Genomic DNA, 25,661 nt, shown 5'->3' with positions numbered 1-25,661 from the left:
AGTCCACCATGCCTCGTTTTGCCCGCCTGTTCGATTCCGCCGAAGACATCGTAGAAGCCTTTCGCGAGGCCATGAAGCTACGCGATGCCGACGGCGCGCTGCGCCTGTGGCTGGATGAGGACTCGGTTACCTGCGTGATGCCGGACGGCCAGCGCCTGATCGGCCACGAGCACCTGCGCCAGGCCTTTGCGCAGTTGCTGGAGGTACAGCCGGTGCTGATCGACGTGATCGAGACCAGCAGCCATACCTCGATGGGCGTCGCCATCTTCGACGTGACCGAAGCCCTGCGCTTTGGCGACGACCGCGTCGAAGCCGACCTCTATGTGCACACCACCTATGTGCTGATGCAGAACCACGAGGGCTGGCGCCTGGCGCACATCCATTGCAGCCCGGCCAACGCCGCCCAGGTCGCGGCCGTGAGCACGGCGCCAGGCCAGGCCCTCCACTAGGATTGGACGCGGCGCGGCGGGCCGGCCAGCCCGTCACGCGCGTCGCTTGACCGCCTATCGCCTTGCAGGCATGAGCCAGCTTCCGCCTTCGCACCACCGGCCCGCGCCGGACGACCTCCGCACCACCGACTCGTTCGGCGGCGGCCGCCGCATGCCCTGGTGGCTCGCCGGCGGCCACGCGCAGACCATCATTCCGGCGCGCTTCACGCAGCGCCCGCCGCGCGTGGCTTTCAAGCGCGAGCGCTGGACCGCCCCGGACGACGACTTCGTCGACCTGGACTGGACCACGCACCCGGTCACGCCCGATACCCCGCTGCTGGTGATGTTCCATGGCCTGGAAGGCGACTCCGGCAGCCATTACGCGCAGGCCATGATGCATGCGCTGGCGGCGCGCGGCTGGCAGGGCGTGATCCCGCACTTTCGTGGCTGCTCGGGCGAGCTGAACCTGGCGCCGCGCTTCTATCACTCGGGCGATGCCGAGGAGCTCCACTGGATCCTGGCGCGGCTGCACCGGCAGTATTGCGGCCACGGGCGCAAGCTGCTGGTGGTAGGCATTTCGCTCGGCGGCAATGCCCTGCTGCGCTTGCTGGGCGAACAAGGCAGCGCCGCGGGCCATATCAGCGCGGCGGCATCGGTCTCGGCGCCGCTGGACCTGGCCGGCGGCGGCGCGGCGCTGTCGCAAGGCTTCAACATGCTGTACACGCGCATGTTCCTGCAAACCCTGAAACGCAAGTCGCTGGCCAAGCTGAGCCAATATCCCCGGCTGTTCGACCGCGAGACCATGCTCGCCAGCCGTGACCTGTACGCCTTCGACAATATCGTGACAGCGCCGCTGCATGGCTTTCGCGATACCGATGACTACTGGGCGCGCGCGTCCAGCAAGCCGGTGCTCGGCGAGATCAAGGTGCCCACGCTGGTGCTCAACGCGCGCAACGATCCCTTCCTGCCGGCGCGCCACCTGCCGGGCCCCGCTGATGTCAGCCCGCAGGTCTGGCTGGAGCAGCCCGAGCACGGCGGTCACGTCGGTTTCATGACACCGCGCGAAGATTGGCTGCGCGCGCTGCCGGTGCTGCCCTTTGCGGGGCATATCGAGTGGCTGCCAGCGCGCATCCTGCGGTTTTTCGACGCCGTGGCTTAGCGCCGTGGCGTAGCGCAGTGGCGTTGCGCAGTGGCGTTGCGCAGTGGCGTTGCGCAGTGGCGTTGATTACGGGCCGCACCCGCAGCCCAGCGTCACCAGAACGAATGCGAGCGGGATGCCCGGACACGGGCGGTCCCGCAAGGAGGCACCGAAGATGGATGAGACCGTCAAGCAAGCCATGGCCCGCTGGCCCAACGTCCCCAACTGCTACGGGTGGCTGGCGCTGGACCGGCGCGGGCAATGGCGCATGCGCAACGAGTACGCCCAGCAGCATGGCCTGTCCGGCGACCCGATCCGCCACGAGGCGCTGATCGCCTTTATCGAGCGCAACTACCAGCGCGACGAACGCGGTGGCTGGTATTTCCAGAACGGCCCGCAGCGCGTGTTCGTGTCGCTGGCCTATGCGCCTTGGATCGTGCGGCTGCACCAGGGCAAGCTGCACACCACCTCGCGGCGCGCCTTCACGCTGCACGGCTGCCATGCGGACGAGCACGGCAACGTGGTGCTGGTGGGCACGGTGGAAGGGGAAAGCGGCGGCGGCCCGCAAGCCGCGCTGCTGCACGACCACGACCTGGATGGCTTTAGCAGCGCCTGCACCTGGCACGGCGAGGCCTGTGGCGGCAATCTCGGCGTGTTTCATTTCAACGGCGCCGACGTGCAGATCGAGCCGATCGCCGAGGACGAAGTGCCGGCGCGCTACGCCTTTGTGCGCCAGCCCCAGCCGCCTGCGGGAGAACAGGCGGCATGAGCATGGGCGTCAGTTAGGCATGCCCTTGTTGTCCTGCTTTTCCTCGCGGTACTGGCGCTCCAGCTGGTGCAGCCGCGCATCGACTTCCGACAGCGTGTAGAAATCGCCGTCGCCCGCCTTGCGTGCGATCTGCAACTGCTCGATGGCGGCCTGGTAGGCGCCATCCACGGCGTATTTCTCCGCCAGCGCCTGGTGCTGCTGCACGCGCCGGCCCTGCGCGGCATAGGCCCGCGCCAGCATGTCCCACCACTCGGAGCGGGCGATTTCCTCGCGCGTGCGCTCGCGCAGGAAGGTCACCGCCTGGTCCGTGCGGCCTGCGCCAAGCAAGGTCGCGGCATAGCTCAGCGCCACCGCGTGCGACAACGGGAACGCTCTCATCGACGCCACCACCTGGTTCAGCGCGTCCTGCTGCCGGCCCTGGGCGCGCGCCAGCTCGATCGCCATCACATCCAGCATGGGGCTGCCCGAGGTCGCGCCCGGGATCGTGCCGTACAAGCGGCGGGCTTCGGCCAGCGACTGCTCGGCCGCGGCGTTGCGGCCCAGCCGCTGCTCGGCGAACGCGATGCCGTAGTGGAGCGCAGGCAGGCGCGCCGGCGAGGCTGACGCCAGTTGTGTTTGCAGCGCTGCGCGCGCGTTCTGCAGATCGCTGGGCGAGATTTCCTGCAGGATGCGGGCGCGCATCCGCGCGAACTCGTACTCGGGCGTGCTTGCCACGCGGCGCACCGCCACATGGCTCACGCGGTCCTGCATGTCGGCGATCCGCTCGGAGGTAAGCGGGTGGGTGCGCACGTACGACGGCACCGAGCTTTCCGAAATTCCCACCACGCGCTGCAGCCGCTTGAAGAAGTCAGGCATGCCCTGCGGGTCAAACCCGGCAGCCGTCATGATCTGGAAGCCGACCCGGTCGGCCTCGCGCTCGGCGCCGCGCGAGAAAGACAGCTGGTTGGACACCGCCGCCGCCTGTCCGCCCATGGCCAGCGCCGCGGCCGCGTCGCCGCTCTTGGTGGCGGCCAGCCCGGCCAGCACCATCGAGGCCAGCGCGATCCACATCGACTGGTCCTGCGTGGTGATGCCGCGCGCGATATGCCGCTGCATCACGTGGCCGATTTCGTGGCCCAGCACCGAGGCCAGCTCGGACTCGGTGTCGGACTGCACCAGCAGGCCGGTGTGCACGCCGATATACCCGCCGGGCAGCGCAAAGGCATTGATGCTGCGGTCGCGCACCGCGAACAGCTCGAACCCCGTGGCAAAGGTACCGGCGCCGGTGGAGCCCGAGATGTTCTGACGGCGCGCCGCCTGCACCAGGCGATAGCCAAGCGCGTTCAGGTAATCGGCCAGCAGCGGATCGGACACGTAGTCCGGGTCGCGCCGGATGTCGCGCATGATGCGGTCGCCCAGGCGCCGCTCCATGTCGGGCGTGAGCGACGCGGTGGACGGATCACCCAGGTCGGGCAACTGCACGCCGGAGGTCTCCACCACGGTGTTGTTGCTGCGCAGGCCAAAATCGGACTTCTGCCCAGCCTTCACGCTGCGGTTCAGGTTGTCGTAGACCTGGTCGCTGCCGTCGCGGCTATCGCTCCCCGCTGCGGCGGCGGCCGCTGCGGTACGCGTGGGATCGTTCTGCAGCAGGCGCTGCTGGGGCCAGGCGGGCAGCGCGATCGTCAGCGCCACCAGTGCCGCCAGCGAGCGGCGGGCAAGGCCCACGGGAATCCTGGAAGGCATGAGGCACGCCTGTCGGGCGGGCGAGGAGAGCGCTCCGGCGAGCGTTTGGTTCTTGCGCATGTTGCTATGATAGCGGCCTCCGGAAGCCATTCCCATCGGGCGTCGCCCGGTCTTGCCACGCCCTGCCCCGGCACGCGCGGCAAGCGCATCCGTCAGGCATTCATTCCCCCGCATCCGCCAGGTCCACGCCATGAGCCAGCTCACCCATTTCGATTCCGCCGGACAAGCCCATATGGTCGACGTCGGCGCCAAGGCGCACAGCCACCGCGTGGCCGTCGCCACCGGCACCATCACCATGCTCCCCGCCACCTTTGCGCTGGTGCGCGACGGCACGGCCAAGAAGGGCGACGTGCTAGGCATTGCGCGCGTGGCCGCCATCATGGCCACCAAGCGCACCGCTGACCTGATCCCGCTATGCCACCCGATCTCGCTCACCAAGGTGGCGGTGGACTACACGATGGACGAGGCCAGCGCCACCATCCGCTGCACCGTGCGCACCGAGACCCACGGCCAGACTGGCGTGGAAATGGAAGCGCTGACCGGCGTGCAGGTGGCGCTGCTGACCATCTACGACATGTGCAAGGCGGTGGATCGCGGAATGACGATCACCGATGTGAAAGTGCTGGAGAAGCACGGCGGGAAATCGGGGGATTGGGTGGCGGAGGGTTAAGGCATTGTTTTCAATGACCTTTTATCTCGACGCTTTTGGCATTGCCCGCCGACCTCCGACTGTCGCTGACGGCCTCACTGGCTTACGGAAGGACGCTTAATTCGATCTTGCTCCAATTCTGCTCCACTGAGGACAGAAATGGCCGCAATTCAGCGTAGAAAAGACAGATGGCAAGCACGAATCCGCCGTCGAGGATTTCCCGTCGAAGTTAAGACCTTTGACACCCGCCAAGATGCTGAACAGTGGGCGCGATCCGTCGAAACCGACATGGATCGGGGAAGTTTCGTCAGTCGCAGTGAAGCCGAAGCAAACACGCTTGAAGACATCATTGAACGCTACATTGCTGACGTATTGCCGACACTGAGAAGTGCGGCGGAGGAAATATCGCGACTTCGGGCGACATGCCGCTCCAGACTGGCAAAACTCAGCATGGCCGCGTTGACCCCAAAGGCAGTCGCGGCTTATCGGGATGAACGGCTGAAACAAGTGAAGCCCGCCACCGTGATTCGGGAACTGGCCTACCTATCGGCAATCATCAACCATGCACGTCGAGAATGGGACATCAACATGACGAACCCCGTCGCGTTGATCCGCAAACCGCCGTCACCCCAAGGTCGAGATCGGGTGCTGTCCGCCGACGAGGAAGTACGGCTTCTTGCAGAACTTGTCCCGACTGGTCGCATAAACGTGTGGCTGCTTCCCGCAACTATCCTGAGCTTGGAAACAGGTATGCGGCGTGGCGAACTCGTCGAACTGCGCTGGTCGAATGTCAATCTTGAAGTCCAGACTGCTTATCTACCGATGACCAAGAACGGGACAGCACGGACGGTCCCATTGTCCAAGAAAGCTGTTGCCACCTTGGCTGCCCTTCCACGTTCCATCGACGGCAAGGTCATCCCGGTAAAGGGCAACACGCTGCACGCGGCGTTCAGGAAGGCGTGCAAACGTGCGGGCATCAAGGACCTCCACTGGCACGACCTTCGACATACCGCGATTACACGACTGGCGCAGAAACTGCCGAACGTCATTGAACTGGCTGCCGTCTCGGGCCACCGCAGCTTGGCGATGTTGAAGCGGTACTACCATCCGTCAGCTACCGAGTTGGCACGAAAGCTAGGCTAACAGGTCTCAAGGGGCGGCACTCTATGGGTGTCGCCAGTTCTGCCCTGACCTCTTGATGGTTACTGGCCCGGTCGCCGTGATCGGCGGGACACCGGACGCACCAACATCCTTCGCGCCCTTTCAGAACGGAATCTGGTCATCAAGCGAATCAAACGTTTTGGCACCGGTTGAATGAAACGTGAACTTATCCTCGTTCGTCTCTATCCACAACCACGCCTTCTCGGTCACGCGGACGCCGGGATAGGAATCCCCCCGTTCATCCTCCAATTCGACAGCCTCAATAAACCCCTTCACCTTCAATCGCCGCATTCCCAGATTGAAGCCCAAGTTGTTCAGCCCCGCACGTTCGCAATCGTTTCGCACGTTCCAGAGCGAAGTAGCGCCATCGTCCTGAGCGACGCTACTGGCGGCAACGACCAAGACATTGAGTTCTTGTGACGACAGCCCATCAACGCTGGCGACACTCGCCTGTTCCGCCATCTCTTCCAGCACTTCCCCCTGTTCAAGCATCGCTTTCAAACGTTCGGTCAGATTGTCCTTGAATGCCTGAAAGTCCCTTGGAGATTCGGTTTTGTAGGTGACGACGGCCCGGTGCTGGATGTCGAACGGAAACCGCTTCCCGGCCTTTTGCCGTTCATCTGAACAAGCCATCACGACGGGCCGTCCGGCTGCGTAAGCGAACCCAAGCTCATACCAGACGTTCGGATTGTCTTCCGTGATGTCCGCAAGACACACCGCCGCACGCTTGATGTTCTTCTCGATTGCTTCGACCAACACCGTCGCCGACGAATCCTGATCGACCCGATAGGCCGTCATCCCGGCAGCCTCAACGGCGGGTTTGTACAGATCGTCGAATCGCTTGTTGTAGAGGTCGGTGAACGGCTGAATCACGAAACATATCGGCATCGGACACCCTCACTTTACCCATAGAGGAACACAACCCGGAAATCCCGTCGCTGCGTCAGGGCGTTCTCGTCAGTTCGATTGACGCTGGACCTACGACCCTCACGGTAACGGATTGTATCGGTTCGAAGTCCGCTTGACACATGGGGAGCCGTCGCCCCACTAATTTGTAACAATCGGAAGGTTAGCAGTCGCCCGACGCTGTTTCTTCGGTTGGAGACTTACATCGCATTCGGCACGAACCCGATCTTCGGAGAAAAACGCAAATGAATGAAGCATCCACCGGCTACCCGGACCTCGTCGCAGCAGCCACGGCAGTCCTTGTCGCTGAACAGTCAGTTTCCATCGCGCTGCTACAGCGAAAATTTCGATTGGACTATAACGATGCCCTGTCGTTGATGGACACGCTCGAAAAACGGGGGGTAGTGAGCGCACCTCATTTCAATCATTTACGCACCCTTACCCCGGCATATATGAAGCCACTGGCGACGACACAGGCTTTGTCCGAACGAGAGAAGCACATTCGTCGAGTCTTCGAGACGGCGCTGTTTCTCTGGGAAGCCCATGAAGAAGGACAAGGCGGAAACACCAAGGCGATCCGCATTCTCTCGCCGCATGGAAACAAGGCGAATACGCGACAACAGCGAAACGTTGTGTTTGCAACACTAGATCACGCGCAACACAGGTCATTGCTGACAGCAGCGAGCGCCCTTGCCAATTGGCTGCCGCATGATCGACAAGGGACCGTCGATCACGGTGACATCATGGATGAGCTTACGGTCTTATGTTTGGTAGAGAACCGGGGATACCAGCGCATCACGGACAGAGAAGAAAAGATCGAACGATCCTACGTGCGACTTGCCCGCTACATCCGTCGCATATTGACGGAAGGCACGCCACCGAACACGGAAATCTTCCTGCATTTCATTCCGAATGAGTTCGTACCACGTGGCAAGGGCAAAGACGGTCCGGGCTGGGAAGAACATGTTGTTCCGCGCAAGTACCTTCTGCAAACCTGTCTTGAACTGTTCAAGGCCGGTTGGTCGGTGCAAGAAGTTGCGCGAACGTTGAGATTAAGTCTTGTGGTCGTCCCGATTACCGCAGTGCAGAGCGGCCTTCTGGATTCCAGCCTTGGAAACGGCGGATCGGGCTTGAAAGAAACCATGCCGGACGGTTGGCGTATCGGCATCGACTGCATCTATGCACGTCTTCACAGGGCCAACATCGGATTCGAACCAGCAAGCGAAGCCGCCAACTGTACCTGCTTGCACGACAGCCACGCATGATGCGACCTTGGCTATTCGTTCGCTGTCAGTGCAGCACTCCGCCGCTGGCTGGCCCTGAACTGGCGTCAGCAACGGCTGGCACCGCGCCGGAACCGCCGAAGTCGATCAACCCGTCATCGTTGTAGGTCTGGACGATGAATTCCAGCAATGACGCGAACCGCGTCACGATGGACACGAAGTTCCCGGCGATCAGGCCGTGTGCGTATGGTAGGACGTAGACCACGGTCAGGTCTTCGTCGGCATCCACGGTGAATACTGGCAAGAAAATTTGTTCGTTAAGCCGCTTCGCCAGCGCGTGCTTCTGGTCGATGGGCGCTTGCCGGTCCAGCGGCAAGTAGGTGTGGAACCGGATGAACTTCCAGTCCGTGATGAGCGAGATACGATAGCCAATGCCGTTCTCGCTCCGCAAGCGGATCGCGTCTGGCTTCACCGCGTAGGGAACCAAGCCGCTGTCGCGGAGATGTGCGTCGAGGGTTTCGATGGTGATGTCAGCTTCAGTAAACGTCTTCGTCAATAGGCTCTCCTTCCGTGGATTCTGCCGGTCTTGGTTGAACGACCGGGACGACATCCGGCGTACTGTCGTCCCGCTATGGCAGCCGCAAGGACTTAGTCGTTCGCCGGTCCAACGAACGTCTTACCGAACGCAGTCAGATGCACGTCCTTGCCAAGGTTGTACTTACGCGCATCCGCTGGATGTACGCCATCGGATTCATCAACTTCGATGATGCCGTCGATGTCGGTGTAGTTCCAGCTTGCATTCATGCCGCTCACGGTCGTGCTGGCTTCATATTCGCAGCTATCACACGAACGCTTGTCAGTCAGCGTAACGCGTTCGCTGCCATCTTTGATCGTGCCGATGACATGTGCGTTCGCTGCCGTCACGCCAGCAGCCAGCAACAAACCAATAATCAATTTCTTCATTGAATTCCCCTTATGTAATTACCCACATCGACAATCAGTCACATCGCAGACAACGCTTGGATACGTGCGTCGGTCACGTTGAGCAAACACGCTGCATCGGTGCAAGCGTTCCGTTCCTTCAACCAGTCTCGCTGCTGCTGTTTCAGGGCCGCTTGATCCGTCGATTTCGACGCTGCCGCACGGTACGCAGCGGCGAGACGACGATCTGCGTCCGCAGTCTGCTGGCTGGAACAGACCAGCGTCTCGATCTTCGAAGCCGCCTTCGAACAATCAAACGAAGCAACGATTGCGGGCTGCGAAGACTGCGCCGGGTCCGGTTTCATTGTCGCCGTGCCCTGATCCTGTTGCGAAGGCTGAGACTGCGCCGACACCGCTTGCGGGGCCGACTGCTGTGCTGTGTCGCTCACAGGTGTAGCGGCGTTCTCCACCGTGACCGGCGCTGCGTTCGCGGATGCCGCACCATCGTCACCAAGGATCGAAGCAAGGCTTTGCGTGGTCGGGCACTGCTGACCAAGGGCTGTGACCAGTTTTTGGAAATTGACATACCGAATGGCAAAGATTGGGCTGTCCTGCATGGCGAAACCGATCCGACCCATCTCCTTGTCGCTGACGACCTTCGCCAAGGCATTCATCCGGCACGTGCATCGTTCAACACCCAATGACTTGCTGCATGACTGGATCGCGCCATCCTTGAATTCCTTGCCCCACGGCGTCGTGTTTGCCGACGTAGCCGTGATGTCGGGCGTAACCAGCGACAGCACTTCATAGTAGGTCGCATAGGTTCGCAACTGTCGGTCAACGGCGGCGTCTTCGTCCGTCGTCATCGCAACGATCAAGCCGTTCTTCTTCTCGGCTGCATCAGCGGGAACAGCGACCTGATAGGTGACTGCTGCTTGGAATGTCGGACTGGACAGTGGCGCGAATCCGCGTAACTGCATCAGTGCCGTGAAAATCTCGCCCTGTTTTGTCGCACGGACCAGATCGTCGTTCGAGAAGTCGATTGCGAGGTTTGCGGCGCAATCCACGTTTTTCGATTCACTGTTCCGGGACGTTTCACGGATGGCGTCCACGTGGACCTTGACCCGGTTGTCGGCCACTGCGGACACCAGATCAGGGATGCCGGTCTTCACAAGCTGGTCGGTGTACGTCTCGGCGATGTTCTGCTTGACGCTGTCGGCGGCACAGTCCAGCTTCGGGCCGGTGCTGAACAAACTTGCGAGACTGAACGACGATCCACCCGATGAACCGGTCGCCGATTTCTGACCGACAGCTTGGTCGTCGCCAGCAGCCACCCCATGCGTGGCGATAAGCAGACCAACGATGATTCCGGCATAGACGATGACCAGCGCCAGCGCTATCAACACCGGCTTGAACAGCGACCGCTTCTTGAACGTCTTCCCGTACACCTGTTTAACGTGCGCGACTTGCAGTCGCCCGGACACGGCATACCACACGGCGAAGTAAGCCAAGGCGACCACATTCACTAGGCCACGACTGGTTTCATCTCCGCCCGCATATACGGACAATCCAGCGAGTCCTGCCAAAACCAGCAAGCTAATGTAAAACCAGACCTTCGATGATGCGGCCCTTTCCGGCTGCCCGAGTGCCTTCCAGTTCGACGCTTGTAGGCACGCGCCGAAGGCTGGCGTAAGGATGAAGCTGAGACCCGTCACGGTCGATGGATTCCAGATCGGCTGATTTTGAGTGTTCTGCATATAGGTTCCCCGCGTTGTTGTGCTTCTTCTGGATAGATGCGCTCGAATACTACCAAATCGGTAGCATTCGAGACGAGCCAAAACCCGACGATCTTTGTCTTCGCCCACTTGAAGGCAAGCATGTCGGCATTCGCCCAACGGCTCAAAGCAGCGCGTCTACGCACCGGACTATCTCAGGAACGTCTCGGCATCGAAGCCGGACTTGATCCGATGTCGGCCAGCGCACGGATGAATCGCTATGAGCAAGGAAAGCGTGTACCTGACGCGCCACTTGTCGAACGGATCGCCGCCGTATTGGGCGTACCCGTCGCATACCTTCATTCAGTCGATGATGACGAAGCCGATCTGCTTCTGAAGTTTCACCGCCTGAACAAGAAGCAACGCGCCAAGGTCATCGCCTTCGTAGACGAAGTATCGGGGTAGCGAAGCCGGTTATGAAGCAGCCTCAACCGCAGATTCGTCTTTGACCTGTCGTGCAAGCCGCGACAAGGTAGACCGGGAACAGCCGGTAGCCGCGACGATGGAATTCCAGCTGTCTCCACGACGCAGCATGTTCATGATGGCGGCGTTGCGTTGAACGTCCGGCTGGCGACCACGATAGCCACCGGCTTCCTTCTTCTTCGCAATACCTTGCGCTTGTCGGCGACGCCGGTCGTCATAGTCCTTTCTGGCGATGGCGGCGAGGACATCCAACATCATGGCGTTAAGCGCATCGAGCATGCGCCCGGTCATGTCGTCGGTCTGGGTCGTCATCATCCACGATGTCGGCAGATCAAGCGCAACGACGCGGACACGGCGCGATTGAAGTTCCGACTTCAACTTCTGCCAGTCGTCAGAATTCAGCCGCGCCAACCGATCCACGGCTTCGATCAGCAAAACATCGCCTTCGTGTGCATCAGCAAGAAGCCGAAACAGTTCCGGTCGCTGCAACGAAGCTCCTGATTCATTCTCGACGTAGAAGGAAACGATCCGAAGTCCCCGGTCCTTCGCGAATGCGATCAGATCGGACCTCGCACGATTCGCATCTTGTTCTTTTGTTGACGCCCGTAGATATGCCCTCACGTACATGCGCTACCCCATTCGGTTCTTTTTGCATTGGTTCGATAATATCAGTTCGATATGGGTCCTGTAAAGCCATTTATCGAACCACCTGCGAACCAGTTCGGTTGAGGCATACCCATCGAGACCATCGTCATGCGATTGTCATGCCTAAAGAAAAACACGCCACGGACGATAACTGATGTGTCTAGCGAAGAAGTCACGGCAAGCAACGCGGAGCGCCGAACTTCAGTATGAAAACATGGAGAACGTAAATGCACATCGTCTGTCCTAATTGCAAAAGCTCAAATATTGATAAACGCAACTATGCCAAGAAGACGGGCACCGCCGTGGGTGCGACCGCAGGTGCTGTTGGTGGTTGGGTAGGTGCGGGCGAAGGAGCCGCAGTGGGTGCCGCCATTGGTTCGTTTGTTCCCGTCGTCGGAACTTTGCTTGGCGGCGTTGCTGGCGGCATTCTGGGCGCACTAGGTGGCGCTGCAACCGGCGCGGTCGTCGGCTCCAAAGCTGGGGAGATGTTGGATTCGCATGTGCTTGATAACTACAAGTGCCTAAGCTGCGACCATACGTTCAGCTTGTAACCATCAAGGTACGTGTTGTTTATCGACAAGCGCATCGGTCATCGATCCGGGTCTGTCGATTTCAAGCACCGCTATCGGATGAACTGGTGAGAACCGGACCTGTGCGGGCGACGGTGTTCGCGAAGCGGACGCCGACAGTCTTGCGATGGCGTGACGCGAAGCGGAACGACGGAGCAAGTGAGGTAAAAAGACAAAAAGCCCCACTGGCCGAAATGACTAGTGGGGCTTTCTGCTTGTTTGGCTGAAACCAGTGAGTGCAGCAACCCGTGGTCGCGAAGCGGCACCGCAGGTGCGACATGAAGTCCAACCGACGAAGACCAGTCGATGTCCCGCGCTGATCGACCTCTTCATTTGAACCAATGATTGCACGGACTTGTGATCGCGAAGCGGCACCGCAGGTGCGACATGAAGTCCAACTAGTGAAGATCAGTCAATGTTGGTGCTGATTGATTTCTCATCTGAAACAATGAGTTCAGCAACCTGTGATCGCGAAGCGGCACCGCAGGTGCTAGATGAAGTCTAACCGGCGAGGCGCGGCAGCAGGTCCTGCAACAATATCAATCAGACCTCATGTGCTGCTTCGCAGGTATCCGTCGCTTCGCGCCGTCTAACGGGACCGGTGCGGTTTGATTGCTGATGAACCCGTGTTCACGAAGTGGTCCCGCAGGGACTTCGTTGATTCCGATTGAACATCATTGGTAATTAGTCCGGCGCTTCGCGCACTCGCTGCGCGAGTAACACTGGTTTGTAATGACTGGTCGGTTACTGATTAATTAACAATCGTGTCTTCCCCACTTTACGCTTTGAAGGTAGCGAATGCGTGACGAGGGGGACCGCCCGACAAATAACCTATTTTCTATAGACGTGCAGGGTCCTTCCTAAGGGATGGGTCGAAAGGTAGTGTCAGCTCCCCCGACAGATTGGTTACTGTCTCCATGTTTTTCTGCTCACCGCCGAAGCGGGTGGCTAATAGGTCATTTGACCGTTCGCTTTAGACTCGACCGTGCTTTCGCGTCTTCGAGTGTCACCGGGAGGAAGGCATCCCGGATTTGATTGTGTTTTCGTATCCTTGACGGATTAACGGGGGACTTGTTCTTCCCTTTCATCGATATGGTCTGTCTCCCACTCGGTTTTACTGTGCTACCTACTATTTATACAAACGAAGATTTTGAGGATTTTCTCGTCGGTTCACGGTTGGCCAGCCGTTTTTGCTGCGCGTCTGTTTTTTTGTCTTCACCTGCATCCTTCGGGGTTCGATGTTCGAGAAAGTCGGGCAGCCAGTCGTATGCTCGCCCACCTTGGGCTTTTGCTACGAACTCATGTTCGTGCGAACCGGGACAAGACGGAAACTGAATTCGCTGATTCCATGAAGCGTAGGCCGGGTGGATGATTCCACTCAATCGGCAGAAGCGCGTTGCAAAATGCATCGCGACCACTTTGAAATACTGTTTGGGTACTGGCGTGCGAAGTGCAACGATCAACTGATAGCTTCCGCTCGGCTGTCCCGACACGCTGTATTTGTGGGTGCTATACATGAAGGATGCAAGACCACCAACGCAGGCGAGAATGTCTTCGGCTTGCGTGCAATCTCGGACCTTCTCGAACTTGAATGCGAGAAAGCTGCATTCTTGCGCGTGGTATTCGTGAAAATGACCATGCCTGAAGGTGAACGGCGAAAATGTCGCGCCGTCGTTCTTCGTTCTGATCTCTGGTGTGCGGCATCGCATCGCCAATTCTTGGAAGGACTCAATCGTGCGTTCCGCTACCTTCGTGGTCCGGTTTCTGAACCGTGAATATGTCACCGCCGAACCGAACTGATCGTCGGCGCGATAAAATACGTAAGAACCCTTTGCGGCGGGAGCATGCGCTGAACGCTGGGTCGTTGCTTGTTGCTGAGTTGTTTGTTGGTTCTGATGCTTCAGATTCATTTTGGAGGTACTGCGTCTATACGTCAGCATTCCAAGCCGTCAGTCTTACCGCACGCATCGACAAAGCGTCGCATGCGCTACGGGAAAACCGTAGACCGCTTGAAGCCGAATGTTTTGCCAAGGATGTTCCCGGACATCGCTTCGCGCAGACGGCAAAGCACAACCAAGGTTCGCGCAAACGCGACACCGGCTAAGTCAGGGAACTGCTAGGGGACATTCATATAGACGCACAACCAGAACTGGTTGCCGCGTTATGGGCGTTCGACATAGTCGCCAAACGTCACTCAGTAGAAGTCTTCTAAGGATGCTCAACATCCGGCGAACGATTCGCTCACTGAAGAACCGCCAGTATAGCAAAAAAGAGTTATCTTCGCCACTCAAATAGTTGACACCGTGCGCTTTGTGTTGTATCGCGCCAACGCCTTGCGGATTTTCCAATCGCTCAAATATTGTTTCGTTTCGCTTTCAATTATTCGTAGTACTACGTTTACCTGATTGAAGGAAGTCGGTGTCGTGCAGTGATGGGCGGCGGTAAAGATCAGGCCATAGTCGGACCCAACCTTCCATTTGATTTCACTGGTGTCGGGCCGTTGCAACCGGTCGTTCAGTCGGCTACCACCCGTCGTACCACTGCACCGGACCATTGGTGCCGACTGGCGCGACTGTTGACCCGGCATAGTCCATTGCCGACAGTCGCAGGGTGCAACGGTCCCGCACCATTGGCACCATCTGGCAACCACCATCCATCAGTTACCAATGGTCCGGTGGCGACACCCGTACCAATGCAACAGCCGGGACCATTGAATCGTACTGATCCGGTACAGTCGCAATGGTCACCACAGTCATCACCATTGCCCGACACTACCAATTCGTACCATTGGCAGACCGATCATCAATGGTCAGTCGGCCATTGGTGGTATGACTGGACACTGCAACGGTGCGCTATCAGTCTGCCTACCATTGGTAGAGTTGTTCCCTGTCGTCTGCAATCCAATGGTGCAACAGTTAGCACCGGGAACCCAACAGCCCCGCGATGCAATGGTAGCGGCGGTCCGACTGCTTCCACCAATGCAGCGGTCGAAGGAGTATCAATGGTCGCGGTTGCATACCATTGCACCGGAACAGTGTTGCGGTCATTGAAGCGCCGCCCGCAACGGTCGCCAATGGTGCTGACCGGCACTGAGCGGTACAGTGGTCCCCACGTTACACTGCATGATCGCGCACACCGAATACGAACTTATCCCACGCAGCCAATACACCACAAATAGAGAACAACCAAATGAGTCACGAATTGACCTTCGATTCCTTCGAAAAAGAATGGCTTGTTGACATACAGGCCGGTGCCCCAAATACCATCGAACTCGGCAACCGTTTTTCGCGAAAACTAGTGACCCAATGGCTTGAAATCGCGGAAGATAACGGTTCACCCGATGACATTAGCTATTGTGATGGCACAGGCGACGGCGGAATCGATATTGCCTACTTACAAAGGAGTGACGAATCAGACGAGACGACCGAGTGTGGCGACGTTTGGTATCTGGTACAAAGCAAGTACGGTTCTGCCTTCGCAGGAACGACCACTCTGCTAACTGAAGCACAAAAGCTTATCGATACACTAGACGGCAAGCGGACCAATCTATCTTCATTTTCAGCCGGATTGGTCGATAGACTGCAAACTTTTCGTAAACAGGCGTCCGACCAAGACAAGCTTGTATTGGTGTTCGCGACACAGCGCCCGCTGTCCGAAAATGAGAAACAGGCAGTCGAAGACATCAGGGCGATGGGGAAGAATAGGCTTGGGGTGATCTTCGAAACGGAAGCTATCAGTCTCGAAACAATCTACCATAGAACGCTTGAAGAATTGAGTCAAATCAAGAAAACACAAGCGCGAATAACTGCGCATCTGGTCCCATCTGGGGAAGAGATGCTTGTCGGGTCCGTTGGCCTTGTCCAACTGTTCGAATTCTTAAAATCATACAAATCCGTCAGCGGCGACCTTGACCTTTTGTACGAGAAGAACGTAAGAAAATTTCTTGGAAATCGAAGAAAAGTCAACAAGGGAATCGAAGAAACCATACTTAAAAAGCCGGAACGCTTCGGGCTTTATAATAATGGAATAACGATTGTCGTTGAAGAGTTTCAGAAGCTCCCCAACAATATCGAATACGAGCTAACAGAACCCTTCGTCGTTAACGGATGCCAGACTACGCGAACCATATGGGAAGTACTTTATAAAAAGCTGGAAGCGGGCGGAACTGGATTGAACGAGGAACTGGAAAGCTGGAAGAAAAATCTCAGTAAAGGTATCGTCGTAGTCAAGATCGTAAAGGTCGGCGCTAAAGGCGAAGAGTTGCTGACGGAAACAACCCGATATACTAATAGCCAGAATGCTGTAAGCGAAAAGGATTTTCTCGCCCTTGAAAGTAATTTTCAACAATGGTCGAAAAACATGGCGACCAAATACAATATTTTCCTCGAAATACAGCGTGGAGGATGGGATTCGCAGAAGGCATACCAGAAGCAAAATCCCGATGCCAAGTCTTTTTCGGAATTTGTTAACGCCTTTGATTTGTTGAAAGTCTACGGCGCGGCTTGGCTTGGTGAAGCAGGAATTTCATACGGTAAAAACCCGCCTTTCGCACCCGGTGGCAGTCTATTTCACCGCATCGTAAATCAAGAAAACTTTGGGCTGGATGACTTATACGCGGCCTATCGCCTTCACAAGTCAGGGAGTCGTTTTAAATTTGGTAGGGGAGCCGAAATCCAACAGCGCGGGCAGACCAGACAACTGTTCTACATGCTGGCTACAGAACTTCTGAAAGACTGTTTGATTGCCGCTGATGTTCCCATCAGCAACAAGAATATTACATCTGCGTTCACGAAATTGTTTACGCATAGCGATGATGCCCCTCTGAATGCGCTTCTGGACTTCGCTGTATCAATAGCCGACGATTACCTGACGCTTGGACATGAGTATTCCATTTTTAAGGAACCGGCATTCTCGGAAAAAGGTAGTGACCTGAATAGTTTCTTAAAGTGGGATCAGCTTGGCAAGAGCAATCAATCCACCCCTCTATTGCTTAACCTAGTGTCGCAATATAAGATCGCAATGAAGGGTGGAATCGGCGGGCAGCCAAAGTACCGTGACATGATAAAAGATATAATCTCGACGTAGTATTTTGACTGGTCGAGCGTAAATTTTTAACCATCTTTCGAAACAGAGTCTCTACAAGACGTACTGCGACTGTTTGCGTCCGCGTCGAAGGTTAGTGCATAACCTTCGACGCTATCAGTCATCATTCAAAAATCGAACGAAGCAAGGCCGCGTAGGAACCGCCATTCCCCGGAAAATTCTCTGTCGCTGACAAAGACTGCATTTCCGATTAAAGGGCTGTCCGTGCGCTGATACTCTTCAAGGCGCGAAAGCAAATAATAGTTGTATTGCGGAGCACCGCAGTGGATACATGCATTGCAATAAGGAAATTTAACGGTCTTTCCTTTGAAATTATCGAATCGTTCAATCGTGTTTAGACCAAGGTTTCTCAACTCCTCGTTCGTTATGAATTTCTTCATTCCTTCGAGGACCGTCGAAGCATTCGGAATCGTCTTGATCGTGTCCCCATACACATCAATGGCATAGCCATACACTTGTTTCACCTTGCCCTTGCATTTCCAGCACTGATCTTCGAAATAGTGAATGTCATATTCCCACGGCGTTTTTTTCCATTTCAGCCGTTTGCTCAAGATTCCAACCGTGAATTCCGAGAGCAATACGTCAAATTCACTAACAACTGGCTCACCATCGTCACTAAACTGCTTCAATCGGAACAGCGGTATTTTCTCGCAAGTGGTCAAGTAGCCGTCTTTGAATTTCTCCCCCGATACGATCCACGCTGCCCGCACACCTGATTCACGATAATTCAAGTTCCTTCGTTCCAACTCTTCTGCCGTCTGGTACGAAAGCTGAACCTCGATGGCGACCTTGATTGCGCCTTTTTGGCAGAAAACATCAGCCACCCAGCGTTCGCCACTTGGTGTAGACCCCGGCCACTCTGTCACTACGGCCCAATCTGCACGCTTTGCGGCCCTCGCAATCAGACTCTTGAGAAATATGTGATCTTGACTTTCCGGCGCGGACGAACAATCTCCACGCGCCGCATGCGCGAAGAAGAAGTTGCCGAGCTTACTTGTCTTTGGAACCGCCGCTCGACCACAACATGGCATCTTGACAGCCATGTCCCTGTAAGCTGCTTTTAAGCTCGTCCAGCCGACCCCGTCGTAATCGAAGGCCAGTATGTCGGCGTCACCATGAATCGCCCGTAGTGGCACATCGTCCTCTAGTGTTACGCTCGATCCGACCGAAGAAGCATGCAGCGTCGCATCTACAGCGCAAGTCCGTTATTCTCGTAGTGAAGTGCCAAGGCGGCTTCGTTTGGGTAGTCCCGGAGGACGGCGGGGAGGCGCAGCTTGTTCCCATGCAGCGCACCATACTCCGTGGAGCGCAACGCTGCGGCGACCGCTACAACCTTAGTTTTTGGCTGGATGCCAAGAAGCCCGAGATCGAAAAGGGTGTGCAGGTCCGTGCGCAGCAGAAGACCGTTGCTGACATGGTTCGTTTGTGGCCCTCGGTAGGGAACAATGTGTGCCGCCTCTAAGACTTCGAGTACGTCGCAACCGCTGATCGCGCATCGATCCCCGTATGCTCGAAGCAGTTCGCGCCTGAACGTAGGCTGGCCTTGCCGTCGAACAATAGCGGCCAAGGTCTTCCGTCGTGCATCTTCGAGACTATGAGGATCAAATGCACCCGATGCTTCGGCCTCATCCTGCACGTCGTCCATCTCAACACTCAACGCGCCGCCGTTTGGCTTCGCGTTTCGCCGTTCGATCCGAAATCCCATCGCTTCGAGTTTTCGCTCGACCGTCGTCGCGCCGCCGCTGAAATCGCGCCAACGTAACGGCCCGAGTTTCGGGAACTGGTGTCCGTGCGCTGCGCCAAAGATGGCCTTGGAGTCGTAGCGCTTGCCGTTGATAACTAGAAAATAGTCCCTCGCTTTGCCAAAGCCGTACTTTTCGAGGAATGCGTCCCGACCGGTGCGGTCGAACTCTTCCACGGCTTTCAGCACGGCTGCGGGGTCATTGACATCAGTGAAGGCCATGTCTTTCTCTTGATAAGGCGAAAACCACTCGTCAGGTTAGACGATGACTCTCGATGGCGTCAGATCGCCAATGCGTCCGGCGCATCCTTCGATTCCATCAATTCGCCTACAGTCAGCCCCGGTTGCTGAATTTCCAGAACCGGTAGCGACTTCACGATCTTCATCGTTTCGATGACTGACCGGAACGACCCACTCAATACACTCGCACAATTGAAGTCAAGACGCGTTGAATCACTCGCAATTCTTGCACACTGCTTTCATCTTCTTCTTGAATTTCAGCCAGATTTCTTCGTCTTCCTGCAATTGTGCGGCATACGCATCAACTGCCGTGTGAAGTTCACGGATAAATTTTGTCGCGTTAATCGACTTTGTGGACCTGTCGAGCAGTTGCCCCCTTCGTAAAATGCGCCAGCCGTTGCGCGCTTCACTTTGGTGAAGGATGCCGCAGCGAATATCCCTATAAAACCAGTCGTTCTCGCCACCAAATACATTGAGTGCAGTATTCCTCGCGAAAAAATCCCGAAACATCGCCAACGAGTGTCTTTTGGTGTCTGCCCTTCCCTGATAGAAGGATTCCAGCGTCTCGATCACTAGACAGCCAATCGCCATGATCATGAAGCCATGCTTGTTTTGCGGTGGCATCGATTCAATGGGGAGAAAGTAACGCTCGTCAAAACGTTGCCGAACAAACTCCGCCGATGCTCTCCTGTCGTTACTCTGTTCCAGTCGTTGATACCGTTCGACGGTCACGGTGGCAGATAGCTTTGTATTGTGTGCGCTCATGTAGAGAAAGATGCAGTATTAAGACGAGCTTCCCCGGACCATCCATCATATGTCGATTCCGTCACGACAGGACTATCTCTTCCATCGAACCGGCAACATCGCGGGCTTCAAGACTTACATAGTGCCGGTGCAGCACGTCGCCGCGCTTCCGGGTTATGTCCAAGGATGCGGCGGATCGCGTAAACTGACGGCTGGCGTTGGAACCGCAGATTTTCTTGCTCCAATCCTGCTCCAATGCCGCTCCACTCAACCAATTGGATTGGTCAAGATCGAACTAAGCATCGCCCTAAGTCTTTGATTCTAAAGACCGTCTCACAAGGCTATGAACGGCATCCAGACATGTGCAAAGCGGTCGACCGCGGCATGGTGATGGGCGATGTGAGGCTGCTGGAGAAGCATGGCGGGAAGTCGGGGGACTGGGTGGCGGGCACCTGAGCAGGTTGCCCGGCACCCGCCACATGTGCCTGATCCGCATCGCCGATACGCGCCACCGATATGCACCGCCTTTCTTACCAATCCTGACACAGTCCAGCGCCAGGACCGCTTCCGCTGTAACAAGCGTAACGCCGCATTTCGCCAGAGCGCGGCGCATCGCGGCTTGCGGCAAATTGGTATTCAATGCAGTTTAGGGGGCGCAAGCTGCGCTGCCGGCGGAACCACGTTCCGCGTCGATGCAAGGTGGGCAACATGAACGGGCGTAGGGTTGGCCAGCTTTTGCTGGTGTTGGCGGCGCTGGGCGCGAGCGGTACCGCGCTGGCGGGAAGAGGCGGCGGCGGCTGGCACGGTGGTGGTGGTGGATGGCATGGCGGCGGTGGCTGGCATGGCGGCTGGCACGGCAGCGTAGGCGTCTATATCGGCCCCGGATTCGGCTACGGCTACGGGTGGGGCTACCCCTACCCGTACTACTACCCGCCCGGCTACGCCTATGGGCCCGCGGTCGTCGGGGTACCTGCGGCGCCGGCGCAGTACATCGAGCAGGACCAGGACGGCACGATGGAAATGGACAGCGGCGGTGTCGCGGCACCCGCGCCCCAGCAGCAGGCGTACTGGTATCACTGCGCGCGGCCTGACGGCTACTACCCGTATATCAAGGCCTGCCCCGGCGGCTGGCGGAAGGTGCCGGCACAGCCACCCGCCTAGCGCCTGCTGTGTGATTGATGCCCGCCTGATTTCCACCTGACGCCTGACAGACGGGCAAGCTGAATGCCCGAAGCGCTCACGGCGCGCTGCGCCGGCGTGCGCGGACCATGATCGATGACCGAGGTACCGAGGTGCCGAGATGAAAGTCCTAAACCACTTCAACCGCCCCAGCCTGCCAATCTTGCTGAGCCTGCCGCTCGCGGCGATGGTGCTGGCCGGATGCGCAGTGATGCCCAGCGGGCCAAGCGTGATGGTGCTGCCGGGCACCGGGAAGAACTTCGACCAGTTCCGGGCTGACGACAACAACTGCCGCCAGTTCGCCTTTGGACAGGTGGGTGGCGTCACCGCCAACCAGGCGGCCACCAATAGCGCGGTAGGCAGCGCCGTGGTGGGCACCGCGCTGGGCGCAGCGGCCGGCGCGGCCTTCAATGGCGGCTCGGGCGCGGCGGTGGGCGCGGGTGTCGGCCTGCTCACCGGCGCGGCGGTAGGGGCAGGCAACGCCCAATATGCCGGCTATGGCAGCCAGCGCCAGTACGACGCGGCGTATGTGCAATGCATGTACGCAAGCGGCAACCGGGTGCCGGTCTACGGTCACATGGCCTCGGCCCCGCGTCCGGTGGCCGCGCCAACGTACTACTATCCGCCACCGCCGCCCCCGGGCTACGCGCCGCAATAGCCCGGCGCGGCGCAGCTTAGCAAGGCTCACTCCGGTTTGCGTTTGGCGCGCAGCTGCACCCAGTCGCAGAAATCCCGCGGCTGCGCCGCCGCGTCGACTTCGGCGCAGGCGCGGGCGAGCGCCGCGAACTGGTTAGCCTCGTCCCCCGCAAAGTAGAAGCGCAGGCGCTCCAGCCACGCCCGGGCCTGTACCGGGTCACCGGTCAGCGCCATCAGCCAGGCGGTGCGCGAGATCAGCGTCGGCGTCGGCAGCAGGTGTACGGCGGCGATATGGGGCCCAAGCAACCGCGCGGCGTTCTCCGGCGTGATCTTGGCCTCCTCGATTGCGTCCGACGCGGCAGCCTGCCGAAACCAGAAGTTCGGCATCGGCAATGCGGCCCGGCGCTCGGCACGGGCGTACTCGCGCGCCTCCGCACGGCGGTAGTCCTGCCACATTGTCGTCAGGATGGCTGCCGCCACGCCGGCGAATGCCAGGCCCGCCAGCACGGCAAACCCGCGCGGCACGCGCAGGCGGCCGAACCCCGACGGCTCCAGCCAGCCCAGCATGAAGCAGAACGGCAGCACGAAATACAAGTAGTGCAGCGGGTACTCCAGCATCGAATGCGCGCACAGCATCGCCAGCCAGGTCAGCACCAGCCCCGTCTGCGCGCGCTCGCGCGCGTCCCCGCGCCACAAGCGCTGGCGCGCCACGCGCCATAGCCACGCCAGCAGGCTCAGGAACACGCCCGCCGCGCCGATCACGCCCATCTTGGCCAACATATCCAGCACGGCATTGTGCGCATGCAGCGACATCTCGACTTTCACGCCCACCCGCGCGAGCTGCTGGAACTGCGCCCAGCCATACTCACCCCAGCCCACCCCAAGCCACGGATGGGCGCGGAACATCGCCCACGCGTGCGTCCACATCGCGGCGCGCCACGAGAGCTGGTCGCCCCCCTGCATCTGCGCCACGGTATCGAAGAGGCGCCAGTCCATTGCCTGCCCGGCGCTCTTGATCGCCGGCTGCAAGAGCAGCAGCAAAACCACCATGGCCACCGCGGCAAACACCAGCCCGGCGGGACGCCGCATGGGGTTGCGCCCGGCGTGGCCAGCGCGCTGCATGGCGCCTGCGAATCCGCCCAGCTCACCGGTGCTGCCAAACGCCGCCCCGCCCCGCGCCATCCAGGCAGCCACCAGCGCATAAACCGCCGCCAGCCCCACATGCAACACACCGGTGCGCGAGCCGGACAGCACGATCCCGCTCACCAATAGCACCGCCGCCGCCAGCCAGGCCGGCACCCGCAACCACCCGCGCGCCGCCAGCCAGACCGCCGCCGCCAGCGCAATGCCCGCAACCGTAGCTTGGTGATTGGGCTGGTTCAGGTTGCCCCACAAGCGGCGGTTGTCATCGTAAAAGTAAGTGGACACCATCCCCAGCGTGTCGGGCTCCAGGCCAAACACCTGCACCCATTGCGCCAGCGTGCCCAGCAACCCCGCCACCAGCCAGGCGATGGCCAGCACATCCACCATCGCCTGCCGCTCCACGGACGACGCAGCACGGCCCTGGCGCCAGGCAGCCCACATTACCGCCGCGCCCAGCGCCAGCGAGAGTTCGGTCAGCAACCGGCTGCCCGACACATCGGCCATGCCGGTCAGCGTTTGCGTGATGCCGGTGGCGATCAGCCAGAGGGGAAAGAGGACGATCCAGGGGAACTGGGCAGGGGCGGCCTGGTAGGCCGTGCTCCTGCCCTGCCGCTGTGCCGAGGCGCCCAGCACGATGACGGCAAGCACGAACAGCAATGCGGAAGTCCATTCGCCGTAGAAGGTGGCGAGGGGGAGCGTGTGCCGGGAGACCAGCAGCGGTAGCGTGACGGCTACGGCCAGGAAGCTGAGAGGGATGGCTGACCGGGAGGGCAGCATGTGGGGTGCCTTGTTATGCCTTATTGGCAAAAGGCGGATGATAGCTTGGGGAGCGGGGAAAGAAAAAGCGCCCGAAGGCGCTTCTTGGTAATTAAAGCAAACCTAAAGTCGTTAAACGCCAGTTTGCGCCTTGCTGCAGGTCGTAGTGGCCAGTGTCCAACTCACTGAGGTGGCCGCAATGGCAGGCGTAACGGTCACCACGCAAGAGCCCACTGCAGCCGTACCAGTGATCGTGATCACTCCTCCGGTATAGGCAACGCTAGCTGCGTACTTAGATGCAGGCACCGTGGCAAATCCACCACCTGCCGTACTTCCCAAACCGGCAGCGCCCAATGCATCGCACGGTGCGGCGGCAGCGCCCGCAGCTTGGACATTATTTTGAACGCACTCTGCAATAGCCTGCTTCAACGAGGCGATGGAAGTAACATTCTCCGTCCAACGAGCACGCGTCACATAGTCCTGATATTGCGGAATAGCAATCGCCGCCAAAATACCGATAATCGCAACCACGATCATCAGTTCGATCAGCGTGAAGCCCTTCTGGACTCGGCGGCCCAGTTTTTTCATTTGTTGCACCCGTTGTTGCATGATTGACCCCTCGAAGGAATTTTAGATACAAATCGAAACATTCTGTTTCATGTGATGCCGTCAGTTCTTAGCACTTAGCGTGCCAGCGCCGGCAAGTCTTGATGTCTCGTCGGCGAGTGACAATTTTCGCCACTTCAGGCCCTTCCGGGTGTTGATCCCGCGCAAATTTTGTCACCAAGTATGACGCAGAGGGTCAGTAAGTCGATGTTTTAGCTTAAGTCAGTCTGAAATCGCACTGACATCACGGCCATTTCCGCGCCGTGGTCTGCGCGGCAACCCAAAAAACAAAACGGGCAGTTCCCGGGCCGCCCGTTTTTCCGGCGGCGCCCCCGACGGGGACCCCACCTACCCGACAAAGTGCGTCAGGCCGTCTGTGGCGCTCGCTTATTCAGCAGCTTGCCAACCACCACCACCAGCGCGGCGCCGATCACGCCGAACACCAGGTGGGCATGCGGCACGTGCATCTCGAACCATGCGGCGTCTACCGGGTCGCTGACCAGCATTTCACCGGCCAGGTAGCCCAGCAGCGCGGCGCCCAGCACGATGATGATGGGGAAGCGGTCCATGACCTTGAGCAGGATGGTGCTGCCGAACACGATCAGGGGGATCGACAGGCCCAGGCCCAGGATCAGCAGCATCAGCTGGCTGCCTTCCGGTCCCTTCTGCGCCGCGGCGGCCACGGCCACCACGTTGTCGAGCGACATCACCAGGTCGGCGATCAGGATGGTGCGGATCGCGGCCCAGATGTTGTCCTTGGCCGAGTGGCCTTCTTCGTCGTCATCGCCGGTGAGCAGCTGCACGCCGATGTAGACCAGCAGGATGGCGCCGACGATCTTCAGGTACGGCAGGCTCAGCAGCTTGACCGCGGCTACCGTCAGCACCACCCGCATGATGATGGCGGCGGCGCTGCCCCAGAAGATGGCCTTCTTCTGCTGGGCGGGCGGGAGGTTGCGGGAGGCCAGCGCGATCACCACGGCGTTGTCGCCGGATAGCACGATGTTGGTCAGGATAATGGATCCCAACGCGATCCAGAAAGCGGTGGAGGACAGCAGTTCCACGGTAAAGCTCCTCGAATTTCTTAAATTATGATTCTAACGCCACATGACACCGCCAAAAACTGCGGCGCCTGCGGAATTTCGGATGTCTGAGTCTTCAGACATGAAGATTTACCGTATCAAGCT

24 protein-coding genes and 1 pseudogene are annotated in these 25,661 nt (G+C 58.7%); 12 read left to right on the top strand and 13 right to left on the bottom strand.

Translation table 11 applies throughout. The annotated features are described in order from the left end of the window. Nucleotides 1-8: 8 nt before the first annotated feature. The 3 genes from AB4061_RS23845 (at nt 9) to AB4061_RS23835 (ending at nt 2,335) form a co-directional block, all read left to right on the top strand. Nucleotides 9-449, top strand: coding sequence for a YybH family protein (locus AB4061_RS23845; protein ID WP_441638086.1), 441 nt, complete (start codon nt 9-11; stop codon nt 447-449). 70 nt (nt 450-519) lie between these two features. Continuing rightward, nucleotides 520-1,587, top strand: coding sequence for a YheT family hydrolase (locus AB4061_RS23840; RefSeq protein ID WP_441638084.1), 1,068 nt, complete (start codon nt 520-522; stop codon nt 1,585-1,587). 154 nt (nt 1,588-1,741) lie between these two features. Then, nucleotides 1,742-2,335: a DUF2946 family protein gene (locus AB4061_RS23835; protein ID WP_441638082.1), complete on the top strand. Its 594-nt coding sequence runs from the start codon at nt 1,742-1,744 to the stop codon at nt 2,333-2,335. 9 nt (nt 2,336-2,344) lie between these two features. On the opposite strand, the gene AB4061_RS23830 is transcribed toward AB4061_RS23835, so the two are convergent. Next, entirely contained in the window at nt 2,345-4,057 is a 1,713-nt protein-coding gene (locus AB4061_RS23830; RefSeq protein WP_441638080.1) for a M48 family metalloprotease, read from the bottom strand. A 190-nt stretch (nt 4,058-4,247) separates the two neighbouring features. Between AB4061_RS23830 and moaC (AB4061_RS23825) the strand changes: the two genes are divergently transcribed. After that, the gene (gene moaC, locus AB4061_RS23825; protein ID WP_441638078.1) at nt 4,248-4,727 is read left to right on the top strand and encodes a cyclic pyranopterin monophosphate synthase MoaC; all 480 of its coding nucleotides are present in this window, start codon (nt 4,248-4,250) and stop codon (nt 4,725-4,727) included. Between the two features lie 138 nt (nt 4,728-4,865). Then, complete coding sequence (locus tag AB4061_RS23820) at nt 4,866-5,849, top strand: tyrosine-type recombinase/integrase (RefSeq protein WP_441638076.1); 984 nt, start codon at nt 4,866-4,868, stop codon at nt 5,847-5,849. Between the two features lie 120 nt (nt 5,850-5,969). Here the strand turns inward: AB4061_RS23820 and AB4061_RS23815 are convergent, their stop codons facing one another. Next, on the bottom strand, nt 5,970-6,740 hold the full coding sequence (locus tag AB4061_RS23815) for a hypothetical protein (RefSeq protein ID WP_441638074.1): 771 nt from the start codon (nt 6,738-6,740) through the stop codon (nt 5,970-5,972). Between the two features lie 278 nt (nt 6,741-7,018). On the opposite strand from AB4061_RS23815, the gene AB4061_RS23810 reads away from it, so the two are divergent. Beyond that, nucleotides 7,019-8,038, top strand: coding sequence for a DNA translocase FtsK (locus AB4061_RS23810; RefSeq protein ID WP_441638072.1), 1,020 nt, complete (start codon nt 7,019-7,021; stop codon nt 8,036-8,038). A 25-nt stretch (nt 8,039-8,063) separates the two neighbouring features. Here the strand turns inward: AB4061_RS23810 and AB4061_RS23805 are convergent, their stop codons facing one another. From AB4061_RS23805 to AB4061_RS23795, 3 genes are all read right to left on the bottom strand, one after another. Further along, a complete protein-coding gene (locus AB4061_RS23805) occupies nt 8,064-8,552 on the bottom strand; it encodes a YbjN domain-containing protein (protein ID WP_441638070.1) in 489 nt (162 codons plus the stop codon). Between the two features lie 92 nt (nt 8,553-8,644). Continuing rightward, the gene (locus AB4061_RS23800) at nt 8,645-8,959 is read right to left on the bottom strand and encodes a hypothetical protein (RefSeq protein WP_441638068.1); all 315 of its coding nucleotides are present in this window, start codon (nt 8,957-8,959) and stop codon (nt 8,645-8,647) included. A 38-nt stretch (nt 8,960-8,997) separates the two neighbouring features. Continuing rightward, entirely contained in the window at nt 8,998-10,674 is a 1,677-nt protein-coding gene (locus tag AB4061_RS23795) for a lysozyme inhibitor LprI family protein (RefSeq protein WP_441638066.1), read from the bottom strand. Nucleotides 10,675-10,794: 120 nt separating this feature from the next. Here AB4061_RS23795 and AB4061_RS23790 point away from each other — a divergent pair, with 120 nt between their 5' ends. After that, nucleotides 10,795-11,097: a helix-turn-helix domain-containing protein gene (locus tag AB4061_RS23790; RefSeq protein WP_441638064.1), complete on the top strand. Its 303-nt coding sequence runs from the start codon at nt 10,795-10,797 to the stop codon at nt 11,095-11,097. A gap of 9 nt (nt 11,098-11,106) precedes the next feature. On the opposite strand, the gene AB4061_RS23785 is transcribed toward AB4061_RS23790, so the two are convergent. Continuing rightward, nucleotides 11,107-11,742 carry a recombinase family protein gene (locus AB4061_RS23785; RefSeq protein ID WP_441638062.1) on the bottom strand — a complete coding sequence of 212 codons (636 nt, stop codon included), beginning with the start codon at nt 11,740-11,742 and terminating at the stop codon, nt 11,107-11,109. A 245-nt stretch (nt 11,743-11,987) separates the two neighbouring features. On the opposite strand from AB4061_RS23785, the gene AB4061_RS23780 reads away from it, so the two are divergent. Further along, on the top strand, nt 11,988-12,311 hold the full coding sequence (locus AB4061_RS23780; RefSeq protein WP_441638060.1) for a glycine zipper family protein: 324 nt from the start codon (nt 11,988-11,990) through the stop codon (nt 12,309-12,311). 1,151 nt (nt 12,312-13,462) lie between these two features. On the opposite strand, the gene AB4061_RS23775 is transcribed toward AB4061_RS23780, so the two are convergent. Next, nucleotides 13,463-14,239 (bottom strand): hypothetical protein, encoded by a 777-nt coding sequence (locus AB4061_RS23775; protein WP_441638058.1) that lies wholly within the window; start codon nt 14,237-14,239, stop codon nt 13,463-13,465. A 1,279-nt stretch (nt 14,240-15,518) separates the two neighbouring features. Between AB4061_RS23775 and AB4061_RS23770 the strand changes: the two genes are divergently transcribed. Next, on the top strand, nt 15,519-17,414 hold the full coding sequence (locus AB4061_RS23770; RefSeq protein WP_441638056.1) for an AIPR family protein: 1,896 nt from the start codon (nt 15,519-15,521) through the stop codon (nt 17,412-17,414). Between the two features lie 125 nt (nt 17,415-17,539). Here the strand turns inward: AB4061_RS23770 and AB4061_RS23765 are convergent, their stop codons facing one another. The 3 genes from AB4061_RS23765 to AB4061_RS23755 form a co-directional block, all read right to left on the bottom strand. Next, complete coding sequence (locus AB4061_RS23765; protein WP_441638054.1) at nt 17,540-18,475, bottom strand: competence protein CoiA family protein; 936 nt, start codon at nt 18,473-18,475, stop codon at nt 17,540-17,542. A gap of 146 nt (nt 18,476-18,621) precedes the next feature. Beyond that, a complete protein-coding gene (locus AB4061_RS23760; RefSeq protein WP_441638052.1) occupies nt 18,622-19,395 on the bottom strand; it encodes an HNH endonuclease in 774 nt (257 codons plus the stop codon). Between the two features lie 231 nt (nt 19,396-19,626). Beyond that, nucleotides 19,627-20,178, bottom strand: coding sequence for a hypothetical protein (locus tag AB4061_RS23755; protein ID WP_441638050.1), 552 nt, complete (start codon nt 20,176-20,178; stop codon nt 19,627-19,629). Between the two features lie 336 nt (nt 20,179-20,514). Here AB4061_RS23755 and moaC (AB4061_RS23750) point away from each other — a divergent pair. The 3 genes and pseudogenes from moaC (AB4061_RS23750) to AB4061_RS23740 form a co-directional block, all read left to right on the top strand. After that, nucleotides 20,515-20,613, top strand: a pseudogene (gene moaC, locus AB4061_RS23750) (cyclic pyranopterin monophosphate synthase MoaC); the annotation flags it as partial. Nucleotides 20,614-20,865: 252 nt separating this feature from the next. Then, a complete protein-coding gene (locus AB4061_RS23745; RefSeq protein ID WP_441638049.1) occupies nt 20,866-21,318 on the top strand; it encodes a hypothetical protein in 453 nt (150 codons plus the stop codon). A gap of 205 nt (nt 21,319-21,523) precedes the next feature. After that, nucleotides 21,524-21,994, top strand: coding sequence for a YMGG-like glycine zipper-containing protein (locus AB4061_RS23740; protein ID WP_441638103.1), 471 nt, complete (start codon nt 21,524-21,526; stop codon nt 21,992-21,994). Nucleotides 21,995-22,020: 26 nt separating this feature from the next. Here the strand turns inward: AB4061_RS23740 and AB4061_RS23735 are convergent, their stop codons facing one another. The 3 genes from AB4061_RS23735 to AB4061_RS23725 form a co-directional block, all read right to left on the bottom strand. Beyond that, nucleotides 22,021-23,892 (bottom strand): PglL family O-oligosaccharyltransferase, encoded by a 1,872-nt coding sequence (locus tag AB4061_RS23735; protein ID WP_441638047.1) that lies wholly within the window; start codon nt 23,890-23,892, stop codon nt 22,021-22,023. Between the two features lie 111 nt (nt 23,893-24,003). Further along, the gene (locus AB4061_RS23730; protein ID WP_441638101.1) at nt 24,004-24,459 is read right to left on the bottom strand and encodes a pilin; all 456 of its coding nucleotides are present in this window, start codon (nt 24,457-24,459) and stop codon (nt 24,004-24,006) included. 383 nt (nt 24,460-24,842) lie between these two features. Continuing rightward, nucleotides 24,843-25,538 (bottom strand): TerC family protein, encoded by a 696-nt coding sequence (locus tag AB4061_RS23725; RefSeq protein WP_441638045.1) that lies wholly within the window; start codon nt 25,536-25,538, stop codon nt 24,843-24,845. Nucleotides 25,539-25,661 lie beyond the last annotated feature (123 nt).

Origin of the sequence: Cupriavidus sp. YAF13, assembly GCF_052113425.1 — a bacterium.
Lineage (GTDB): Bacteria > Pseudomonadota > Gammaproteobacteria > Burkholderiales > Burkholderiaceae > Cupriavidus.
This window is presented reverse-complemented; position numbering and strand designations above follow the sequence as displayed.